Annotated in this window: 18 protein-coding genes; 14 read left to right on the forward strand and 4 right to left on the reverse strand. The window is 43.7% G+C overall.

From position 1 onward, the window contains the following. Window positions 1-23 precede the first annotated feature (23 nt). The gene (locus M1L62_RS09710; protein WP_254412843.1) at window positions 24-1,259 is read left to right on the forward strand and encodes an MFS transporter; all 1,236 of its coding nucleotides are present in this window, start codon (window positions 24-26) and stop codon (window positions 1,257-1,259) included. Between the two features lie 95 nt (window positions 1,260-1,354). On the opposite strand, the gene M1L62_RS09715 is transcribed toward M1L62_RS09710, so the two are convergent. The 3 genes from M1L62_RS09715 to M1L62_RS09725 all read right to left on the reverse strand — a co-directional run bounded on the left by M1L62_RS09715 (window position 1,355) and on the right by M1L62_RS09725 (window position 5,826). Then, a complete protein-coding gene (locus M1L62_RS09715; protein ID WP_254412844.1) occupies window positions 1,355-2,026 on the reverse strand; it encodes a peptidoglycan DD-metalloendopeptidase family protein in 672 nt (223 codons plus the stop codon). A 67-nt stretch (window positions 2,027-2,093) separates the two neighbouring features. Then, window positions 2,094-4,667: a zinc-dependent metalloprotease gene (locus M1L62_RS09720; protein WP_254412845.1), complete on the reverse strand. Its 2,574-nt coding sequence runs from the start codon at window positions 4,665-4,667 to the stop codon at window positions 2,094-2,096. Between the two features lie 223 nt (window positions 4,668-4,890). Continuing rightward, window positions 4,891-5,826, reverse strand: a complete 936-nt coding sequence (locus M1L62_RS09725; RefSeq protein ID WP_254412846.1) for a Ppx/GppA phosphatase family protein — start codon at window positions 5,824-5,826, stop codon at window positions 4,891-4,893. 157 nt (window positions 5,827-5,983) lie between these two features. Between M1L62_RS09725 and rpsU the strand changes: the two genes are divergently transcribed. The 11 genes from rpsU to M1L62_RS09780 all read left to right on the forward strand — a co-directional run bounded on the left by rpsU (window position 5,984) and on the right by M1L62_RS09780 (window position 17,121). After that, window positions 5,984-6,178, forward strand: coding sequence for a 30S ribosomal protein S21 (gene rpsU, locus M1L62_RS09730; RefSeq protein ID WP_090336895.1), 195 nt, complete (start codon window positions 5,984-5,986; stop codon window positions 6,176-6,178). A gap of 113 nt (window positions 6,179-6,291) precedes the next feature. Then, the gene (locus tag M1L62_RS09735) at window positions 6,292-7,164 is read left to right on the forward strand and encodes a phage lytic cycle repressor MrpR family protein (protein ID WP_254412847.1); all 873 of its coding nucleotides are present in this window, start codon (window positions 6,292-6,294) and stop codon (window positions 7,162-7,164) included. A gap of 66 nt (window positions 7,165-7,230) precedes the next feature. Next, the gene (locus M1L62_RS09740) at window positions 7,231-9,816 is read left to right on the forward strand and encodes a phosphoenolpyruvate carboxylase (protein ID WP_254412848.1); all 2,586 of its coding nucleotides are present in this window, start codon (window positions 7,231-7,233) and stop codon (window positions 9,814-9,816) included. 211 nt (window positions 9,817-10,027) lie between these two features. Further along, on the forward strand, window positions 10,028-11,197 hold the full coding sequence (locus M1L62_RS09745; protein WP_254412849.1) for a homogentisate 1,2-dioxygenase: 1,170 nt from the start codon (window positions 10,028-10,030) through the stop codon (window positions 11,195-11,197). Between the two features lie 55 nt (window positions 11,198-11,252). Then, window positions 11,253-12,389 carry a 4-hydroxyphenylpyruvate dioxygenase gene (gene hppD / locus M1L62_RS09750; RefSeq protein WP_254412850.1) on the forward strand — a complete coding sequence of 379 codons (1,137 nt, stop codon included), beginning with the start codon at window positions 11,253-11,255 and terminating at the stop codon, window positions 12,387-12,389. A 36-nt stretch (window positions 12,390-12,425) separates the two neighbouring features. Beyond that, window positions 12,426-13,151 (forward strand): phenylalanine 4-monooxygenase, encoded by a 726-nt coding sequence (locus M1L62_RS09755; RefSeq protein WP_254412851.1) that lies wholly within the window; start codon window positions 12,426-12,428, stop codon window positions 13,149-13,151. A 109-nt stretch (window positions 13,152-13,260) separates the two neighbouring features. Further along, complete coding sequence (locus tag M1L62_RS09760; protein ID WP_254412852.1) at window positions 13,261-13,695, forward strand: MarR family winged helix-turn-helix transcriptional regulator; 435 nt, start codon at window positions 13,261-13,263, stop codon at window positions 13,693-13,695. Window positions 13,696-13,700: 5 nt separating this feature from the next. Further along, window positions 13,701-14,957 (forward strand): fumarylacetoacetase, encoded by a 1,257-nt coding sequence (fahA, locus tag M1L62_RS09765; protein WP_254412853.1) that lies wholly within the window; start codon window positions 13,701-13,703, stop codon window positions 14,955-14,957. A gap of 15 nt (window positions 14,958-14,972) precedes the next feature. Next, window positions 14,973-15,848: a flavin reductase family protein gene (locus M1L62_RS09770; RefSeq protein WP_254412854.1), complete on the forward strand. Its 876-nt coding sequence runs from the start codon at window positions 14,973-14,975 to the stop codon at window positions 15,846-15,848. A 118-nt stretch (window positions 15,849-15,966) separates the two neighbouring features. After that, the gene (locus M1L62_RS09775) at window positions 15,967-16,704 is read left to right on the forward strand and encodes an SIMPL domain-containing protein (RefSeq protein ID WP_254412855.1); all 738 of its coding nucleotides are present in this window, start codon (window positions 15,967-15,969) and stop codon (window positions 16,702-16,704) included. Between the two features lie 78 nt (window positions 16,705-16,782). Continuing rightward, window positions 16,783-17,121 carry a YtxH domain-containing protein gene (locus M1L62_RS09780; RefSeq protein ID WP_254412856.1) on the forward strand — a complete coding sequence of 113 codons (339 nt, stop codon included), beginning with the start codon at window positions 16,783-16,785 and terminating at the stop codon, window positions 17,119-17,121. A 45-nt stretch (window positions 17,122-17,166) separates the two neighbouring features. Here M1L62_RS09780 and nudK read toward each other — a convergent pair whose 3' ends face one another. Next, window positions 17,167-17,748 carry a GDP-mannose pyrophosphatase NudK gene (gene nudK, locus M1L62_RS09785; RefSeq protein WP_254412857.1) on the reverse strand — a complete coding sequence of 194 codons (582 nt, stop codon included), beginning with the start codon at window positions 17,746-17,748 and terminating at the stop codon, window positions 17,167-17,169. A 57-nt stretch (window positions 17,749-17,805) separates the two neighbouring features. Between nudK and M1L62_RS09790 the strand changes: the two genes are divergently transcribed. Together M1L62_RS09790 and M1L62_RS09795 are read left to right on the forward strand one after the other, a co-directional pair. After that, window positions 17,806-18,555, forward strand: a complete 750-nt coding sequence (locus M1L62_RS09790) for a DeoR/GlpR family DNA-binding transcription regulator (protein ID WP_254412858.1) — start codon at window positions 17,806-17,808, stop codon at window positions 18,553-18,555. Window positions 18,556-18,576: 21 nt separating this feature from the next. Then, entirely contained in the window at window positions 18,577-19,080 is a 504-nt protein-coding gene (locus M1L62_RS09795) for a cupin domain-containing protein (protein ID WP_254412859.1), read from the forward strand. The last annotated feature ends 1 nt before the right edge of the window (window position 19,081 follow it).

A 19,081-nucleotide genomic window follows, 5' to 3' on the forward strand; every position in this document is an offset into this window, starting at 1 on the left:
ATCCGTTTTTAGCATATAAGTTTATGAAAACCATTGAAGAAAATCCCTCAGGCTCCTATCAGGCGCCCGTGGTCAGTGCCGAACAGGCCGTATTTCCCATCTTATTAGCATTAAGCTTTTCCCATCTCTTAAATGATACGCTGCAATCCCTGATTCCCTCGATCTACCCGATGGTAAAGGATTCTTTCCATCTGACTTTTTCGCAAATAGGATTAATCACATTTACGTTTCAGCTAAGCGCGTCTGTTTTTCAGCCGCTCGTAGGGTTGTATACCGATAAAAAACCGCAACCTTATGCGCTTGCGATAGGGATGTGTTTTACAATGCTAGGGCTGATCTCATTATCGATGGCACCAAGCTTTGAGATCATTTTGCTTTCTGTTGCTCTGATTGGAATTGGTTCTGCTGTTTTTCATCCGGAAGCTTCCCGGATCGCACGTATGGCCTCGGGTGGGCGACATGGTATGGCGCAGTCACTTTTCCAGGTTGGGGGTAATGCCGGGAGCTCGCTGGGCCCATTGCTTGCTGCTTTGATTATTTTACCCTTTGGCCGGTTTCAGATTATCTGGTTCTCACTTGTCGCGTTGCTGGCGATCATCATTTTATCAAAAGTTGGTGGATGGTACAAAAACAATATGCACCTGAACCGGAAAAAATCGGGGGGAGCGGTAACAAACGATACTGCACTGAATCTTTCAAAAGGAAAAGTGGCATTTTCAATAGGTGTATTGTTGTTGCTGATTTTTTCAAAATACATTTACATGGCGAGCCTGACGAGCTATTATACTTTTTACCTGATTCAGAAATTCGGAATTTCTGTACAAAGCTCTCAGATCCATTTGTTTATATTTTTATTCTCTGTGGCCGCCGGAACCTTTGTGGGCGGGCCGGTTGGTGACCGCATCGGGCGGAAATATGTGATCTGGATTTCCATTCTTGGGGTTGCTCCATTTGCCCTGTTGCTGCCATATTGCAATCTTTTCTGGACGGGAGCGCTTACGGTTGTAATCGGTCTTGTATTATCATCGGCGTTTTCAGCGATCCTTGTTTATGCACAGGAACTGATTCCGGGTAAGGTGGGCATGGTAGCGGGGTTATTCTTCGGTTTTGCTTTCGGAATTGCCGGTATAGGTTCCGCGATTCTGGGAAAACTTGCCGATAGCACCAGTATCGAATACGTATTCTGGGTTTGTTCATTCCTACCTCTAATCGGATTATTAACAGGCTTTTTGCCAAATCTCGAACGGAAGAAAAACTAAGGTTTAAACGCAGAGGTAGTTGAGTTAAAAAAGGAGTTTCGTCGAGAGATTGTTAGTTCTCGGCGAAACTCCTTTTTCTTTCGTTACCCATTGCATTAAACAGTAATCCGTAAGATCAGGTTTGGGTCGGGGCACAGGGATAGGAAATAATTTCTGTCGGGGAGGCTGCTCACGCCCGGGAAATCTCCCTGGGCGTTGCCGATGTCGCTGATAACCTGAAAATGAAGGTGTGGCGGCCAGTCACCGTTTTCAGGATAAGATCCGATCTCGGCAATCTTTTCGCCAGCGGTAAATGTTTTTCCTACAAATAATCCGTCGAGGGACTGTAAAGAAAGATGGCCGTACAAGGTGTAGAAACGGGTAGCTTCCAATGCATGTGCCAGGATAATCGTCGGACCATAATCCCCGAAGTGATTGTTAAAGGCAAAACCATGGATCTCGCCGTCCAGCGGAGTGTAAACCGGTTCGCCGGCATCTGCCCATAGATCCGTTCCCAGGTGAATACTTCTTGGATTTTCCTGACTGGTAAAATGTTCGCGTTGTCGGTAAATGACACGGTTTTCGTCATATCCGCCAATGCCGATATATTGGCTTTTTGACAACATCGTATCGAAAACATAGGTAGAAAATACATCCGTTTCCGTCAGATCCTGTTTAAGAAGATCTTTATTGGTTGCTGAAAAATCCAATTTTTTGTAAGGTTTATGGCTAGCAATAACCTTTTCAAAATGAGGATGGCCGCGGAGTATTTCTGATAATGTTTTCATGATGCAAAAGGTATAAAAAAGGCAGTACCCTAATGACGCGGATACTGCCTTTTATGCTTTCGTTTTGTTATTTTGGATCCAGTGCCAGATCAATTCTCTGCAAAACATCCTTCAAATGATACTTGCTCAGTTTGTCCGTCTGCAACGGTATCGCTTTTTGAATCGAGCCTTTCAAAATTTCCAGGTGACCGCGTGCGATGGATGGCAAATCGGTTTTTTCTAAATCCACGATTCTTGTTGAAAATCCAAATGAAATACCAACAGGTATGGAAAGTACATTAGATTTTCCTGGTTTTAATAAAGTAATCATTTTGTCAACGTAGACTTTTTGAAGATTTCTTCGATATACATCGATACTTTGTCCTGTTTTTATTTCGGTGTAAATCCCATTATCTAAGTCGGTGAAAAGGTCGTCGACGGAGTAATTTTTAACAGAATTTCCGGTTTCTATTAGACGAGCTGCCCTGTCTCCTGTAAGAAGTGAGTTAAGTGCATATTCCTGCAAAGACTTGATTGATTCAACGCCAGACTCCGGTTTTATTTTGTTAAGAATATTCTGATCAAGCAGCCAGGTCGGAGTTTTGAACAATTGTTTATTCAGGAATGCCACCGCTTCGGTTTGTGTTTCTTTTGGGACAGTTGCGAAGCCAACTTCCGCCATGTCATAAGTTACCGGAGTATCATAAATACCACCAACATTTTTAATTACGTGCCCAATATAGCGTCTGTATTGCACAACAATGTTGCCATATAATTCTTCTAATTCCTTGTAGCTTTCGCCGTCTTCTTTGCTCCATTCAATCAGATTAGGAACAATTCTCTTCAGATTTTTTATACCATAATCCGATGCCTTCATAGCATTATCACCTAAATCTTCTGTTTGGTATCTAGGGTCATGCGGACTTATTTCAGTTCCAAAACGAAGCCGTGGATTTTTGTAAGCATCCTTTGTCCAGTTATTTAATACACCTTTTTCCTCTTTGGAGTCGATATTTGGGAAATAACTATATCCCCAACGAATAGCCCATTTATCATAATCTCCGATTCTAGGAAACAAGTTGGTTATTCCATCTTCCGGTTGTGCCACGTAATTGAAACGGGCATAATCCATAATGGACGATGTGTGTCCATTTTGTTCAACCCAGGCTTTATCACGAAGTTTTTCTACAGGGGTTGCTGAACTTGCGCCCATATTATGTCTAAGGCCTAGCGTATGCCCAATTTCGTGAGAGGAAACAAAGCGAACCAGTTGCCCCATGAGTTCATCATCGAAAGTCTTTTTGCGTGCAGCAGGGTCAACTGCGGCAGCCTGAACCAGATACCAGTTTCTCAATAACCGCATAACATTGTGATACCACCCAATGTGACTTTCTATTATTTCCCCACTTCTAGGATCGTGAATATTAGGGCCGTAAGCATTTTGAATGTCAGCAGCAAAATATCGGATTACTGAAAAACGAGCATCTTCCAAACTCATAGTCGTGTCAGACTCAGGCCAGTACTCGCCACGAATAGCATTTTTCCAACCTGCTTTTTCGAACGCAACCTGCCAATCGTCAACACCTGCCTTCAGAAATTTCCTCCATTTAACGGGTGTTGCAGGATCAATGTAATATATGATTGGTTTTTTTGGCTCAATTAATTCTCCATTTTTTTGACGCAGAGCGTCAGCAGCATTTTTAGGTTCTAATCTCCACCGAACTGCAAATACATCGTTATCAGATTTTTGAGACTCTTCGCCAAAAATAGCGTACTGATTGGCAAAAAAGCCTATTCGCCCATCGAATGTACGTTTTTTCATTGGTGTCTTAGGAAGAAGAATCAGTGATGTATTCAATTCCATAGTTACAACACCGGCATCATATCCGGAAGGTAAATATTGACCGACACTTGGTGCGGGAGTAGCGCTGACTACGGGTGGTACAACTGCAAAAGTTTTGACTGTCCGTATTTCTGTGTTCAGAGGAAAACTTTTAATTTTTTCAATGAATGAAGCTTCCTTTTTAAAGGCGGCAAGTTTGTGTAACTGTTTTACAATCGGATTTAAAGAAAAAGTCTGGTTGTCGGCATTGAAAAAGTCGGTAACATCAATGACCGAGGCTTTATCATTGTCATCTTTTTTTAGAGCCTTCACATCAAAAACACCGATGATCGGATCAGAACTAGAATTTTTGACTGCCTGAAAAATAGGCTTTGTACTGTCTGCGCTGGCTACGACAACAGTCACTGATCGTAGTAGAAGGTTATTGTCTATTCCACGTTCCCAGCGGATCATCTGCCTTCTGACCTCTTCGCCGCCAAAAATCCCGCCACCGGCAGCTGTTTTTGAGTAGCGTGTCACGGCCATAATGTCTCGGTTGAGCAACGTATCGGGTATTTCAAAATACCATTTTTCTGCCATTTTGTGGACAGAAATCATACCTTTCTGACTGACGGCTGTGTTGTCGAGGAAGTCCTTATAAGCCTTGGGGCCTTTCTTTTTTTCGTCTTTCAGCTTGTCCTTTGCGGCGTCTGCAACGGCATCAACTGCTTTTTCGATTTTCTTTTCGTCTTCTTTTTTGTCTTTTTTCTTTTGTGCCTGAGCAAACGGCAGGGTCGTTAAGATCAGGCAGAGGGGTAGGAGAAGTTCTTTTATTTTCATGAAAGTTTGAGAAAGTATAATTTATGATTCAGAAACAAAAATAGGAATTTGATTGGTATGACAATGACTTATTGATCCGGTCGGGATTTACGGAGGCGGAATTAAAACAGGTTTGCTGTTTAATTATCCGTCCGACGGTAGAAAAACCGTCGGACGGAATCGCCTGTCTGAACATTCTATATTGTCAAAGATGTATTTTTAAATAATACGTTGCGTGCCGGGATTACCCGTTGATCAGTTTTGACAAAACACCTTCTTTGAGCGCGTGGCTTGAAACCTGAATATGCGAAATGTTGTGGCTTTTTAAGACATAATCAACCAGGCAGACTGCCACTACGATCATATCCACACGAAGTTCGATCATACCGGGAATGGCCATCCGCTCATCGTGGTTTCCGGAAAGAATTAATGCGTATGCCCGGTAAAATTCTTCGTGGGTTATGGCAAAATCGGTTTGGCTTCTGTCGGGCCATTGTTCTGTACGATACTGGTAATCAATATCCACCAAGGTATCAAATGTTCCGGAGGAACCAACCAGTTTGGTCGGGGCGTATTGGTGAACGGCGTTGGCCAGATCGATCAGATTTTCGTCAAAGTAGTTATAAAGACGTTTTTTGTCACTGTCGGAAATAGGATCATTTTTCATAAATTTTTCCATCAGCCGCTGCCCGCCAATTTCGAAACTTTGTTTCCAGAAAATCTGGTTTTCGTTACCGATAATAAATTCAACACTGCCACCGCCAATGTCCATGATCAGCGAAGGTTCTTTTCCTAAATTTACACCCGTACGAACACCGTGATAAATGTATTCCGCCTCTTGGTTGCCATTAATGACGGTGATGGTAATGCCGGTTTCCTGCAAAATGGTTTTACAAAAATCTTCCTGATTTTCGGCATTCCGAATCGCGCTCGTTCCAAAAGCAAAAGTATTTTCCTGTGAAACTTCAAAAATATCCAGCTGTTCACGGAAAGTGTGAAGCACTTTCAGCGCGCGTTCCGTGGCCTCATCTGTAATGAGTTTTTTGTTGATCCCGCCCAAACCAATCTGAGTTGGCAGGCTTTTATGGAAAAGTGTAGTGATTTTGTCACTATTTTTTTCAACAATCAGCAGATGAAATGTGTTTGTTCCTAAATCAATAATACCCAATCGGGAGCTCATAAGCGATGGTTAACGGGTTAATCCCTTCATTATAATGGACAAGTTGCAAAAATAACCTAATTTTTAATGACTTATTTCTTGATTTTCTGTTTAATAAGTCTTTTCTTTGCAGTCCAATTTCAGAAAACCAGTTCAAAGAACATTATATCTTATAAGCATGCTTATTATTAACATCAAAGACAACGAATCGATCGATCGCGCATTGAAGCGTTACAAAAAGAAATTTGAGAGAACCGGCACTATGCGTCAGCTTCGCTCTCGTACCGCATTCGAAAAGCCATCTGTAAAGCGTCGTTTCGAAGTTTTGCGTGCGGTATATAAAGAAAAAACTTACGGTCACCTGGAAGACTAGTTCATTTGAATTGTTTTTCTGTTGAAAGTAGGATGGGATAATTATATCCTGACCAACATCATATAAAAAAGGGTTGTCTTGTATTAGACAACCCTTTTTTGTAGGTTAGAGGTATGATAGAGCCCTTTTTGGAATACCTTGCATTTGAAAAACGATCCAGTGAACATACGGTGATTTCTTACCGCACTGACCTGGACCAGTTTAGAAAATATTTGTTGTTCCAATATGAGCTGGACAAGCCTGAAACTGCTACACCGGTGATGCTTCGCTCATGGATCGTCAGTTTGATGGAAGAGAAGTTAAACCCGACTTCTATCAATCGTAAGATGGCTTCGTTACGATCCTATTACGGATTTCTCCGTCGGAGAAAATATATTACCAAAGATCCTTCCGGTATATTATCCTCGATGAAAATGCGACGCAAGTTGCCTGCTTTTGTGGACGAGAAAGCCATGGAGTCACTTTTTATCTCGGAAGATTTTACCGATGATTTTGCCGGATATCGTGACCGGATTATCATGGAACTCCTGTATGGGACAGGAATGCGACTTTCTGAATTGATCGATCTGGAAATAAAAGACCTCGAACTCGAAGCCAGGATTGTCCGCGTGACTGGAAAAAGAGGAAAGGAACGGCTGATCCCTGTTTCCACTTTGCTGGTGGGGTTTTTAAAAGAATATCTCACGCAGCGGTCTCCCGAAGAACCTACCAACGCGCTTATTCTAACAGATTCCGGGAAGGCTGCTTATCCGGTGTTTATCCAGCGAACGGTTAAAAAATATCTTTCAGGCGTTACCACCTTATCTCAAAAAAGTCCTCACGTTTTACGTCATACCTATGCCACGCATTTGCTAAACCGCGGTGCGGATCTGAATGCGATTAAAGAGTTACTTGGTCACGCAAATCTGGCGGCTACTCAGATTTATACTCATAACTCGATAGAAAAACTTAAAAAAACACACCAGCAGGCCCATCCGAAGGCCTGATACCGATTTTTTTCAGGTATATTTGTTTCAAATTGCCGGTCTCAAAATAAAATTTTGTCACTCCATATGAATCACAGTTTCCAGGACGCAGTAGTTACGAAGTACAATATTTTTAATAGCCTTTTCCTGAGTTTACCTTACAGGGGTATTTTTCAGACAGGTTCGTTACTTCCGTTACTCACCCAGCAGAGTGAAGTAGGATTCCAGGAAGGGAAGTCACCCAAGCAGATCATCGAACATTTTTTTGAAGAATTGCTTGAAACTGCTACCCCAAAGGAACGTACCGATCTTTTGTTTGCCTTTATTCAATATATTGAAAGGCAGGTTGTTTTATTTGATTCCGTAGAAGATGCTGCTTTTGACCAGACGCATGAATTGAACGGGAAAGGATCAATAACTTATCTGACGGACCGTCTGGATAATGAATCTCTTCGAAAAAAACTTTTACATAAACTGGATGATTTCAGTGTAAGGATCGTGTTAACCGCACACCCGACGCAGTTTTATTCAGGAAAAGTGCTGGGCATTATCAATGACCTGGAAGATGCAATCAAAGTAAATGATTTTACAGAAGTCAATCAGTTGCTTCTTCAGCTTGGAAAGACAGCCTTTATCAATCACGAAAAACCCACTCCTTTTGACGAGGCGGTGAGTTTATGCTGGTTCCTTGAAAATGTATATTACGATGCCATTCCTGCCATTCTGATCAAACTGATCAACGGACTGGGCATGAGCGCACACGACTGGCCTTATCCGAATGTTTTCCGTTTGGGCTTCTGGCCGGGAGGCGACCGGGACGGTAACCCTTTTGTGAATGCGGATACTACGTTGCAGGTGGCAGACCGTCTGCGCGAGACGTTGCTTCGCGGCTATTACCGTGATATCCGTAACCTGAAACGCAGATTAACTTTCAAAGGTGTTGAAGATGCTATTTCACTGGCAGAACGCAAAATGAACAGCACCATTTTCGGACCGACGGAAGAAGGATATGAAAATGCGCAGGAGCTGATCGACGAACTTCTGAAAGCCAGAGTGGTCCTTGTGGACAAACACCAGGGCTTGTTCGTTGAACTTCTGGATAACTTTATTCTGAAATTAAATCTTTTCGGTTTCTTCTTTGCCAGTCTCGACGTTCGTCAGGACAGCCGTAAACACGGTAAAGCCTGGGAAGATATTTTGAAACGTCTTGAGAAGAAAATCCCGTTGCTGAAATACAGCGATTACCAGAACTGGGATGAGAGCAAGAAAATAGATCTTCTGCTTTCGCTCAATATTCCTTTGCGTATTGAAGATTATGAAGATCCGCTTACGAAGGATATTCTTGGATCCATCAGCGCGATCAAAACGATTCAGGGACTTAATGGCGAGCAGGGTGCCCACCGTTATGTGATCAGCAACAACACGTCTGCACTGAATGTGATGGAGGTGGTTTCGCTTGCGAAAAACCTGATTGCCGACGAAAACGGATATCTGGCGCTGGATGTAGTGCCGTTGTTTGAAACGGTAGACGATTTGGCCAATGCGCCTGAAATCATGCGTACGCTTTATACCAATGACTATTACCGCACCCATTTATCGAAACGTGAAAATCACCAGACGATCATGGTTGGTTTCTCAGATGGTACAAAAGACGGTGGTTATCTGCGTGCAAACTGGTCTATTTACCGTGCGAAAGAAGAGCTGACAAAAGTGTCGCGTGAGTTTGGGATCAAAGTGACCTTCTTCGACGGTCGTGGAGGCCCTCCGGCGCGTGGCGGTGGAAACAACCACAACTTCTATTCGTCACTTGGAAAAGATATTGAAGACAAAGAAATACAATTGACTGTACAGGGACAGACGATCAGTTCTAACTATGGAACGGTGACCACGGCGATGTACAATCTTGAACGACTTTTCACAGCCGGTCTTGAAAATCACCTTTTCCGCGGCAACAGAAAAGAGGAAGAATTAAGCCCTGAGGACAAAGATTTGCTTGAAGAAATGGCAGCTGCTGCTTACGATTCTTATCTTGACCTGAAAAACCATCCGATGTTTGTAAAATATCTGGATAAGAAAACGCCGCTTCGTTTTTATGGACAAACCAATATTGGAAGTCGTCCGACGAAACGTGGCAATGGAGATGAAGGGTTGAAATTTGAAGATTTGCGTGCCATTCCATTCGTGGGTTCATGGGCGCAAATGAAGCAAAATGTTCCGGGCTTCTACGGATTTGGAACGTCGATCCAGCAGTTATCGCAGGAAGGTAAAAAAGAGTCAATCAAGAAGTTGTATAAGAAATCACTTTTCTTCCGTACGCTGATCGAGAACTCGATGCAATCTTTGTCGAAAGCATTTTTCCCGGCAACCAAATATCTTCGTGAAGAGCCGGAGTATCAGGAATTCTGGGATAAAATGTACGCTGAGTTCAAATTGACGCTGGATTTATTGCTTGAAGTTTCGGAACAAAAGGAATTGCTGGACAGCAATAACGTGACGAAAGTATCGATCAAAATCCGTGAACGTATTGTATTACCGCTCATCACGATCCAGCAATATGCGCTGCAAATGCTGGCCGAGGATCCTAAAACATTGCCTGTGGATGTAGAAACCTACAACCAGCTTATCATGCGTGCGATGTTCGGTATTATCAATGCGGCTAGAAATTCTGCATAGATTTATCAGATAAAATAATTCCAAGCCTCTGACATTGATTTGTCAGGGGCTTTTTTATGTTCTTACAAAAACAAAATAATACAAATATTTGTTTAAATATTAAATTGTTTATATAATTGTTATTAAAACAACTATATAAAATTTTCTTGATTCTAAATACTTGACAGCTTAGTGTAGAGACATAATTTCCAGTATGTAAACTGAAAGAAAAATGCCGATCTATCATCAACTTGGGAATATTCCGGCGAAGCGCCACACCCAGTTCCGCAAACCGGAAGCAGCAGGAGCAGGGTTGTACTATGAAGAAGTTTTTGGTACCATTGGTTTTGAAGGAATGTCCTCACTGCTGTATCATGTTGCCCGGCCAACACAGGTGAAATCTTTGCTTTCACCCTATGACGTTACTCCCAAAATTGCCAGTGGCAACAGCCTGATGATGCGAAAGTTGATTGGTTTCAATATTTTACCTGAAAGTGATTATCTCGACAGCCGGGTTCCGTTGCTCGTCAACCGCGATCTGACCATAGGGTTGGCCGCGCCCAGACATTCTTTGACCCGCTACTTTTATAAAAATGCCGACGCCGATGAGCTGTTATTCGTTCACCGGGGCAGTGGCAGGCTGCGGACATCTTTTGGGTCGATACCATTTCAATATGGCGATTACGTTGTTATACCTCGCGGTGTGATCTACCAGATCGATTTTGACACGGAAGACAACCGCCTTTTTTATCTCGAATCGCATTCGCCGATTTATACACCCAGGCGATACCGGAATCATTTCGGCCAGTTGATGGAACAGTCGCCATTTTGCGAGCGGGATTATATTTTACCGCGGAACCTGGAAACGCATGACGAGAAGGGTGATTTTTTGGTAAAAATAAAAAAACAAAACACAATGCATCCCGTCATTTACGCGACACATCCGTTTGATGTCGTGGGTTGGGACGGATATAACTATCCCTGGGCATTCTCGATTCATAATTTTGAACCGATCACGGGGCGTGTCCATCAGCCGCCGCCGGTGCACCAAACCTTCCAGACCGATGCGTTTGTCGTTTGTTCTTTTTGTCCGAGAATGTACGACTATCATCCATTGGCCATCCCTGCACCTTATAACCATAGTAACATTGATTCGGATGAGGTATTATATTATGTGGATGGGGATTTCATGAGCCGGAATGACATTGCGCAGGGGCATATCACGCTGCATCCGGGAGGGATTCCGCACGGGCCGCATCCGGGTGCTTACGAGCGCAGCATCGGTAAAAAGGAAACACAGGAGCTGGCGGTGATGGTGGATACGTTCCGGCCGTTGATGGTGACAGAAGCGGCAATGGGTATCGATGATGGTAAATATTATCAGAGCTGGCTGGAACCGTAACTCACTGGCGTGCAATAGAAAAAATATTCGGTAGTGTCTATAACTATTCAAAGCAATGGAAATACAGGAATTGGATCAGAAAGAAGTTGTTTCAGGTGATCAACCCGATTTTTTGCCGATTAACGGGACTGACTACCTTGAATTTTATGTGGGTAATGCACTCCAGTCGGCGCACTATTTTCAGACTGCCTTCGGTTTTCAGCCTTTGGCTTATGCAGGGTTGGAAACGGGGCTTCACGACCGGGAATCCTATGTGTTGGTGCAGGACAAAATCCGTATTGTGCTGACCTCTCCGTTGCGCGGTAAAACGCCCGTAAGTACGCATATAGACCGTCACGGTGATGGCGTTAAAGTCATAGCCTTATGGGTTGATGACGCCAAAAAAGCATATGAGGAAACAATAAGTCGTGGGGCGCTTTCTTACCTGGCTCCCGTTACTGAAAAAGATCCGAAGGGTACGGTAATTCGTTCGGGAATCCATATTTATGGTGAAACCGTCCATGTTTTTGTGGAGCGGAAGGCATATGACGGTGTTTTTCTGCCGGGATTTGTGGCCTGGAATCCTGCTTATATTCCCAAACCGGTAGGATTGCGTTACGTAGACCATATGGTCGGGAATGTGGGATGGCATGAAATGGACAGCTGGGTTAATTTCTACGCCGATGTGATGGGTTTTCAGCAACTGGTATCTTTTGACGACAAGGAAATATCCACCGAATATACCGCGCTGATGAGCAAGGTAATGAGCAATGGAAACGGACGGATCAAGTTCCCGATCAACGAGCCGGCCGAAGGAAAGAAGAAATCCCAGGTAGAAGAATATCTGGATTTTTACGGCGGTCCCGGTGTGCAGCATATCGCCGTTGCGACGGATAACATTGTTGAAACCGTTACCGAACTTCGGAACCGGGGTGTTGAGTTCTTGCAGATTCCACAAACCTATTATGCAAACCTTGCCGAACGGGTGGGTTATATCGATGAAAAAATTGACAAACTCCGTGAGCTGGGTATACTGATCGATCGGGATGACGAGGGTTATCTGCTTCAGATTTTTACAAAACCTATTATGCCCCGGCCGACACTTTTTTTTGAAATCATTCAGAGGAAGGGCGCGAAGTCTTTTGGAAAAGGGAATTTCAAAGCGTTGTTCGAGGCCATTGAACGCGAACAAATGCTCAGGGGAACGTTGTGAGCCCCGCGAAAACAGAGAAACTTATTTTTGAAAACCATGGACCAGGATTATCAAAAATATTCGGAGGCTGACCACAGGATGTGGAAATTGTTATTTGAACGGCAAATGGATGTTTTGCCCTCGATAGCCAGCCGGACTTATCTTGAAGGCGTTGATAAGGTAGGGTTTGTTACGGATCATATCCCTGATTTCAGGAAAGAGACCAATCCACGTTTACAGGCGCTGACCAACTGGAAGGTGTATGTGGTCCCGGGTTTGATTCCACACAAAGAGTTTTATACCCATTTAAGTAACAGGGAATTTCCGGCGTCAACCTGGCTTCGGAAACCCGAACAGCTGGAATATCTGGAAGAGCCGGATATGTTTCATGATACCTTCGGGCATGTGCCTTTATTGAGCAATCAACCCTTTTGCGACTTTATCGAACATCTGAGCCATGTCGCCCTGCGATTTATCGAAAATGAAAATGCGCTGGCGCAGATTTCCAGGTTGTACTGGTATACCGTTGAATTTGGTTTAATCAGAGAGCGCGGGGAATTGAAAATATATGGAGGCGGGATCATCTCGTCAGCAGGAGAAAGCGCTTACTGTTTGAGCGAAAAAGTACCAAAACTGAACTTTGATACGGCCACTTTATTGGCTACTCCCTACCACATTGACCGGTATCAGGATCATTACTTTGTGATCGACTCTTACGACCAGCTTTACGAATCTGTTTCTGAAATTGAGAAATTATTAGACAAATTTGTAGAAATGGTTTGATTCGTTAAAATTTATTCAATAAATATTATTCAATTATTAGTAGACGAATAGTTGGGTTGCCTTATATTAGTATGCTGTATAAACGTATTGGTACTCTTATTGAATTATTATGACCCATCATTCCGATCAACGTGCCTATTTTTTTAAAATAGACACGACTATAAAAAAAATTCGCAACGCATTGCAGAAACAGTTAAATGAAGCTGGCTTTGATTTAACTGTCGATCAATGGGTGCTTATTGACCATATTTTTCGCAAACAAGGAATAAGCCAGAATGAACTGGCCGAGCTTACCTTTAAAGATCCACCGACTGTAACCCGGATTGTTGATCTGCTCGAAAAAAAAGGGCTTGTTGAACGTACCCCGGCTGTTGGGGATCGTCGTAAATTCAATCTTTTTCTTACGGAAAAAGGTGAAAAAACATATAACGAAGCCTTCCCGATCGTTGCTGAAATCCGTTACAAAGGGTGGGGCGATCTGGATGAGGCAGACTATCAGCATTTTGTACGGATCATGGATTCGATCTACAATAACTTTACCTGAGTTTTATGCAACACCGTGCTTCCTGGCTGCCGGTTTCGGCCCAGTCCGACTTTTCGCTTTACAATTTACCATTTGGGATTTTTAGCACGAAGTCGGGAGCACCGCGGGTAGGTGTGGCTATTGGTGAATGGATTATGGATATGACAGCCGCTTACGAGCTTGGGTTTTTCAAAACTCTTGAAATCGAAGCGGCTGTTTTCAAAAAGGAGACACTCAACGATCTTATATCGTTGGGGCGAACGGAGACTCAAACGATCCGTTCGATGATTCAGCAATGGCTGACGGATGAAAATTCTCCGTTCCGGCAAATGGCTTCCAGGGTTTTAGTCAGACAGGATGCTGCCCGGATGCATATGCCCTTAAAGATCGGGAATTATACTGATTTTTATTCCAGTGAAGAGCACGCAACGGCCGTCGGGAAACTTTACAGACCCGAGAATCCGCTCATGCCAAATTGGAAACACATGCCGATTGCTTATCATGGCAGGGCATCTTCTATTATTTTATCAGGAACAGCCATACATCGTCCGCTGGGACAGACAAAACCGGGAACCTCGAATTATCCGGTTTTTGGTCCTACAAAAGCCCTGGATTTTGAATTGGAACTGGCTTATGTGGTCGGGAAAAATTCCGAACTGGGGAAACCGGTGACTGCTTCGGAGGCTGAGGAATATATATTTGGCGTTGTACTTTTTAATGACTGGTCGGCACGGGATATCCAGCGTTGGGAATACCAGCCTCTGGGACCTTTTGCAAGTAAAAATTTTGCCTCCTCCATTTCTCCCTGGGTTATTACGATGGATGCGCTGGAAACGTTTCGGGTGGAAAGTCCTCTGCAAGTGCCGGAGGTGATGTGTTATTTGCGAACAACCGGTCTGAAAAACTTTGATATCCGCCTCAGCGCAGCGATTCAGCCGAAAGGACACGTAGAAACGGTGGTTACCGAGACCAATGCCAAACACCTATACTGGAATATCAATCAACAAACCGCACATCATACGATAACGGGCTGCAACCTGAATGTGGGCGACTTATTGGCAACCGGGACAATCAGTATGCCCGGTCCAAAAGGAGCCGGCTGTCTTCTGGAAGCGACACAGGGAGGTAAGCAGGTGCTGAACCTAAACGATGGTATTAACAGGATATTTCTGGAAGATGGTGACGAAGTGATTATTCGTGGATTTGCAGAACGCGATGGTATAAAAGTGGGTTTTGGAGAAGTACGAGGTGAAATTTTGTCAGCACACCCTGATTTTATATAAATCATTTACCCTGATATGAAAACAATCGATCCGGCGGAAATGGGTTCGCGCGTATTTTATAAGTACATGACGGCATCGGTTGCGCCCCGTCCCGTGGCATTTGCCAGTACGGTTGACAAGGCCGGGAATGTTAATTTAAGCCCGTTCAGTTTTTTCAATTACATGGGTATTGACCCGCCCATTGTAGCATTTGCACCCAATCGGCGTGGCCGTGATAATTCCTACAAAGATACCGCCCTGAATATTTTTGAGATACCAGAAGTTGTTGTTAATCTGGTAACTTATGACATGGTACAGCAGATTTCACTGGCCAGTGCAGAGTTTGAGCGTGGCGTCAATGAATTTGAAAAAGCTGGTTTTACGCCATTGCCTTCTGAACGCATCCGGCCGCCACGTGTCAAAGAATCTCCGGTTCAGCTTGAATGTAAGGTCATTGAGATCAGGGAACATGGATCGATGGTATTGATTCTGGCAGAAGTGGTCCTGGCACATTTTTCTGAGGAGCTTATGGACGAACATGGACAAATTGATCAGCGCCGGACCGACTGGATCGCCAGACTTGGCAATGACTGGTATGCGCGGGCCAATGAAAATGCTTTGTTCGAAGTAGCGCGCCCGCAGATGGGGATTGGCGTCGATGCGATGCCTGAGCGTATCCGGAATTCAAAAATTCTGTCGGGGAACAATTTAGGACAACTGGGAAGCGTTCTCTGCCTGCCCGATACGGCCGAGATCGATGCATTCGCTAAAACCGGAGAAATGACTGAAATCCTGGAACAGGCAAAATATGGCTGTCAATACCTCCCGGATCTGCTGCACGAGCATGCACGGAAGCTGTTGACGGTCAACAAAGTGAAAGAGGCCTGGTTAACTTTATTGCAGGCCATTTAAACCTTTTGCATCCTTTTTGCGTCTAAACTTTGAGTTTACATTCCGGAGAACATTTTACCGGGATAAAGGCTCAGGCAATTTTATCAACAACTTTTTTAATTTATTAAATTTTTCAGCCATGAAAAAAGTAATTCTTTTGAGCTCGCTTTTAATGGGAGCTGTTTTATTTCCAACTTTTTCACAAACAGCCACTGTGTCCGTAACGCCTCCAACCAGAAAAATAGAAGTAGCGGGTTTTGCCGAAATTGAGGTCACTCCCGACGAGCTGTATTTCAATATTTCATTGAGAGAATATTTCAATGACGAAAAAAACCAGAAGGATAAGGTGATCATCACCACGTTGGAAAAACAACTTTTGAAGGCCATTGCCGATGCGGGATTGCCGAAAGAAAGTCTGTCGATCGTTGGCGTTGGAGGGTATCAGAATTATACCGATAAAAAGAAAAAACCGGCTACGTTCCTGGAAAGTAAACAGTATGAACTGAAAGTAGACCGCGCCGACAAACTGGACGGAATCTTGTCAAAAGTAGAGAGCCGTGGTGTGCAGTATGCGAACATCGCACGTGTAGATCACTCTAAAAAAGAGGAATTCAAGAAGCAGGTGAAGATCAATGCTTTGAAAGCAGCCAAGGATAAGGCCACTTATCTGTTGGAAGCCGTGGACCAGAAACTGGGACAGGTTTTGGAAATCAGAGAAGTTGAGGATAACATCAACTACCCGCAGCCGATGTTTGCAAAGGCCAATGTGCGTATGTATGCAGCCGCAGAATCAGCGGACGCGGTGCAGGACAGTGATGTGCAGTATCAAAAAATAAAGATCAATTACCGGATGCAGGCCGCTTTTGAGATTAAGTAAGCTGGAACGATATTTGAAGGTCAATAAGTTACTGATTTATTGTATATTCACCTATCAATCAACGAACCACATAGCGAAATGAGCATTAACGCAAAACATCTGGCCACTTTTATTCTTGGCGCAGCAGCCGGAGTAGCAGCCCATAAATATCTTCAGACCGAGGAAGGAGAAAAACTTCTTGAAGATTTGAAAACGAAAGCAAGCGATCTGAAAGCCGAGGCAGAAGGCGCCGTGGATAAAGCACCGGAATATTTTCAGGAATTGAAAACGAAGGGTTCGGAAGCATTGAAATCCAATTTCCCGGACGCTGAAAAGTTTCTGAAAGACCTGATCGATAAATTCACAAGTGGAGCCACTACGGCTGGTACCACCACAGAAAGTGGCGATGTTGCTTCTGTAACGCCTTCGGCGCAATAATTATAAGTAAAATGGACAGAAGGGAAAATTTCTCTTCTGTCTTTTTTATTGAACGAGGCTATGAATCTGCGCATATTGCAGCAGCATGATCGTCTTTCCATCTTTAATCTCGCCCGACGTTACCATCTGAATCGCCTGGCTGAAAGGAATTTCCATTACCTCAATATTTTCCTGTTCCGTTTCGCAGCCACCACCGTCACCTACTTTCATGTCAGCCGAATATTCTGCAACGAAGAAATAAAGTATTTCAGTCACGGAGCCCGGAGACATGTACGCTTCAAAAATTTTCTTTACCGATTTAATTTTATACCCTGTTTCTTCCTCCGTTTCCCGTTTGATGCAATCTTCTGCATTATCTTTATCGAGCAATCCCGCGCAGGCTTCTATGAGCATGCCGGTCGGATTTCCGTTGGTATAAGTCGGTAAACGAAATTGTCGGGTAAGAATAACCGTTTGTTTTTCTTTATTGTATAACAAAATGGTGGCACCGTTTCCGCGGTCGTACGCTTCTCTCGACTGCCGTTCCCAGCTTCCGTCGGCGAGTTGATAATCAAAAGTAAATTTTCTCAGCGTGTACCAGTTATCGGAGAGAATTTCTTCTGAGATCAGGTTGATGTTTTTATTCATGGCTAATGATTGTTTTTGATTGTAATTGATTATTTTTGAACAAATGTACAATAACTTATGAATTTTCAAAAGAGAAAAAATATAATCTTAAATATTCTGGAAGAGCGGGGTGAGGTCACTGTCAAGGAATTAGCGGACGAGCTGGCGATTTCGGAAATTACCGTACGACGTGATCTGACTGTTCTGACAGCGGATGGGCTGGTTTACCGTACCCATGGCGGGATCATGAAAGTGGAACTCACAAAAACACCTTTTCATTTTGCCAATAAAGCAGCAATCAATGTCGAAGAAAAGGATAATATCTGCCGGCTGGCCGCAAAGGAAATTCAGGAGGGCGACATTATTTTTATGGATTGCGGCAGTACGGTTTTCAGGTTGTGCCAGTTTATACGAAACAAAAAAATTCACGTTATTACCAATTCGCTGCCAGTTGTTTATGAGCTGATGAATTCTTCGGTGAAAATTAATCTGGTTGGTGGTGAAATAGATCCGGAGAGGCAGGCCGTACACGGTCGCATTGCCGAGGAACATATAGGCCGTTACAAAGCGGACAGGGCCTTTATTGGGGTGGACGGGATTTCGGTAAAAAACGGGCTGAGTGCTTTCAGTGAGATTGAAGCCGGAATTACGCTGGCGATGTTTGCCAATTCCGCCATTTCGTACTTGCTTTGTGACGCATCCAAAGTGGGGAAGGATAAGTATTTCCAGTTCGCACCCTTGAATGCGCTCGATGTGATGATTACCAATAAAAAAACGGATGATACCGAGGAAATTGAAAAGGCCGGTATCCGTGTGCTCACTTTTTAGTTAACATTGAATTCAGAAAAAATGAAAAAGGCAAGTTACTGGGTCGAGAAATACAATCTGACGGCACATCCGGAAGGCGGGTTTTATGCAGAAACGTACAGGTCATTCGAAAATATTCCTCAGAAAGCTTTGCCGGAAGGTTTCAGCGGTGACCGTTCTTTTTCGACGGGCATTTATTTTCTGCTGGAAAAACATAATTTTTCCGCATTCCACCGGATCAAGTCTGATGAAATGTGGCATTTCTATCAGGGAGAGGCGCTGGAAATATTTGTAATTTACCCGGTTTCCGGAAAACTGGATGTCATCAGGCTGGGTGATGATCCTGATAAAGGTGAGACGTTTCAGGCTGTGGTGCCGGCTAACACCTGGTTTGCCTCACGTCCTGCGTCCGGCAGCAAATATGCGCTGGTAGGCTGTACGGTTGCTCCCGGTTTTGATTTTGCAGATTTTGAAATGGCCGAACGGGAAACATTAAGGGCCAGTTTTCCACAGCATGCAAAGCTGATCGAAGAACTGACCCGATAAG

This window comes from Dyadobacter diqingensis (genome assembly GCF_024220585.1).
In the GTDB taxonomy this organism is placed as follows: domain Bacteria; phylum Bacteroidota; class Bacteroidia; order Cytophagales; family Spirosomataceae; genus Dyadobacter; species Dyadobacter diqingensis.

Coding starts and splice junctions, on each gene's coding strand:
- M1L62_RS09710 (WP_254412843.1), top strand. CDS start 24: ATGAAAACCATTGAAGAAAATCCCTCAGGCTCCTATCAGGCGCCCGTG.
- M1L62_RS09715 (WP_254412844.1), bottom strand. CDS start 2,026: ATGAAAACATTATCAGAAATACTCCGCGGCCATCCTCATTTTGAAAAG.
- M1L62_RS09720 (WP_254412845.1), bottom strand. CDS start 4,667: ATGAAAATAAAAGAACTTCTCCTACCCCTCTGCCTGATCTTAACGACC.
- M1L62_RS09725 (WP_254412846.1), bottom strand. CDS start 5,826: ATGAGCTCCCGATTGGGTATTATTGATTTAGGAACAAACACATTTCAT.
- rpsU (WP_090336895.1), top strand. CDS start 5,984: ATGCTTATTATTAACATCAAAGACAACGAATCGATCGATCGCGCATTG.
- M1L62_RS09735 (WP_254412847.1), top strand. CDS start 6,292: ATGATAGAGCCCTTTTTGGAATACCTTGCATTTGAAAAACGATCCAGT.
- M1L62_RS09740 (WP_254412848.1), top strand. CDS start 7,231: ATGAATCACAGTTTCCAGGACGCAGTAGTTACGAAGTACAATATTTTT.
- M1L62_RS09745 (WP_254412849.1), top strand. CDS start 10,028: ATGCCGATCTATCATCAACTTGGGAATATTCCGGCGAAGCGCCACACC.
- hppD (WP_254412850.1), top strand. CDS start 11,253: ATGGAAATACAGGAATTGGATCAGAAAGAAGTTGTTTCAGGTGATCAA.
- M1L62_RS09755 (WP_254412851.1), top strand. CDS start 12,426: ATGGACCAGGATTATCAAAAATATTCGGAGGCTGACCACAGGATGTGG.
- M1L62_RS09760 (WP_254412852.1), top strand. CDS start 13,261: ATGACCCATCATTCCGATCAACGTGCCTATTTTTTTAAAATAGACACG.
- fahA (WP_254412853.1), top strand. CDS start 13,701: ATGCAACACCGTGCTTCCTGGCTGCCGGTTTCGGCCCAGTCCGACTTT.
- M1L62_RS09770 (WP_254412854.1), top strand. CDS start 14,973: ATGAAAACAATCGATCCGGCGGAAATGGGTTCGCGCGTATTTTATAAG.
- M1L62_RS09775 (WP_254412855.1), top strand. CDS start 15,967: ATGAAAAAAGTAATTCTTTTGAGCTCGCTTTTAATGGGAGCTGTTTTA.
- M1L62_RS09780 (WP_254412856.1), top strand. CDS start 16,783: ATGAGCATTAACGCAAAACATCTGGCCACTTTTATTCTTGGCGCAGCA.
- nudK (WP_254412857.1), bottom strand. CDS start 17,748: ATGAATAAAAACATCAACCTGATCTCAGAAGAAATTCTCTCCGATAAC.
- M1L62_RS09790 (WP_254412858.1), top strand. CDS start 17,806: ATGAATTTTCAAAAGAGAAAAAATATAATCTTAAATATTCTGGAAGAG.
- M1L62_RS09795 (WP_254412859.1), top strand. CDS start 18,577: ATGAAAAAGGCAAGTTACTGGGTCGAGAAATACAATCTGACGGCACAT.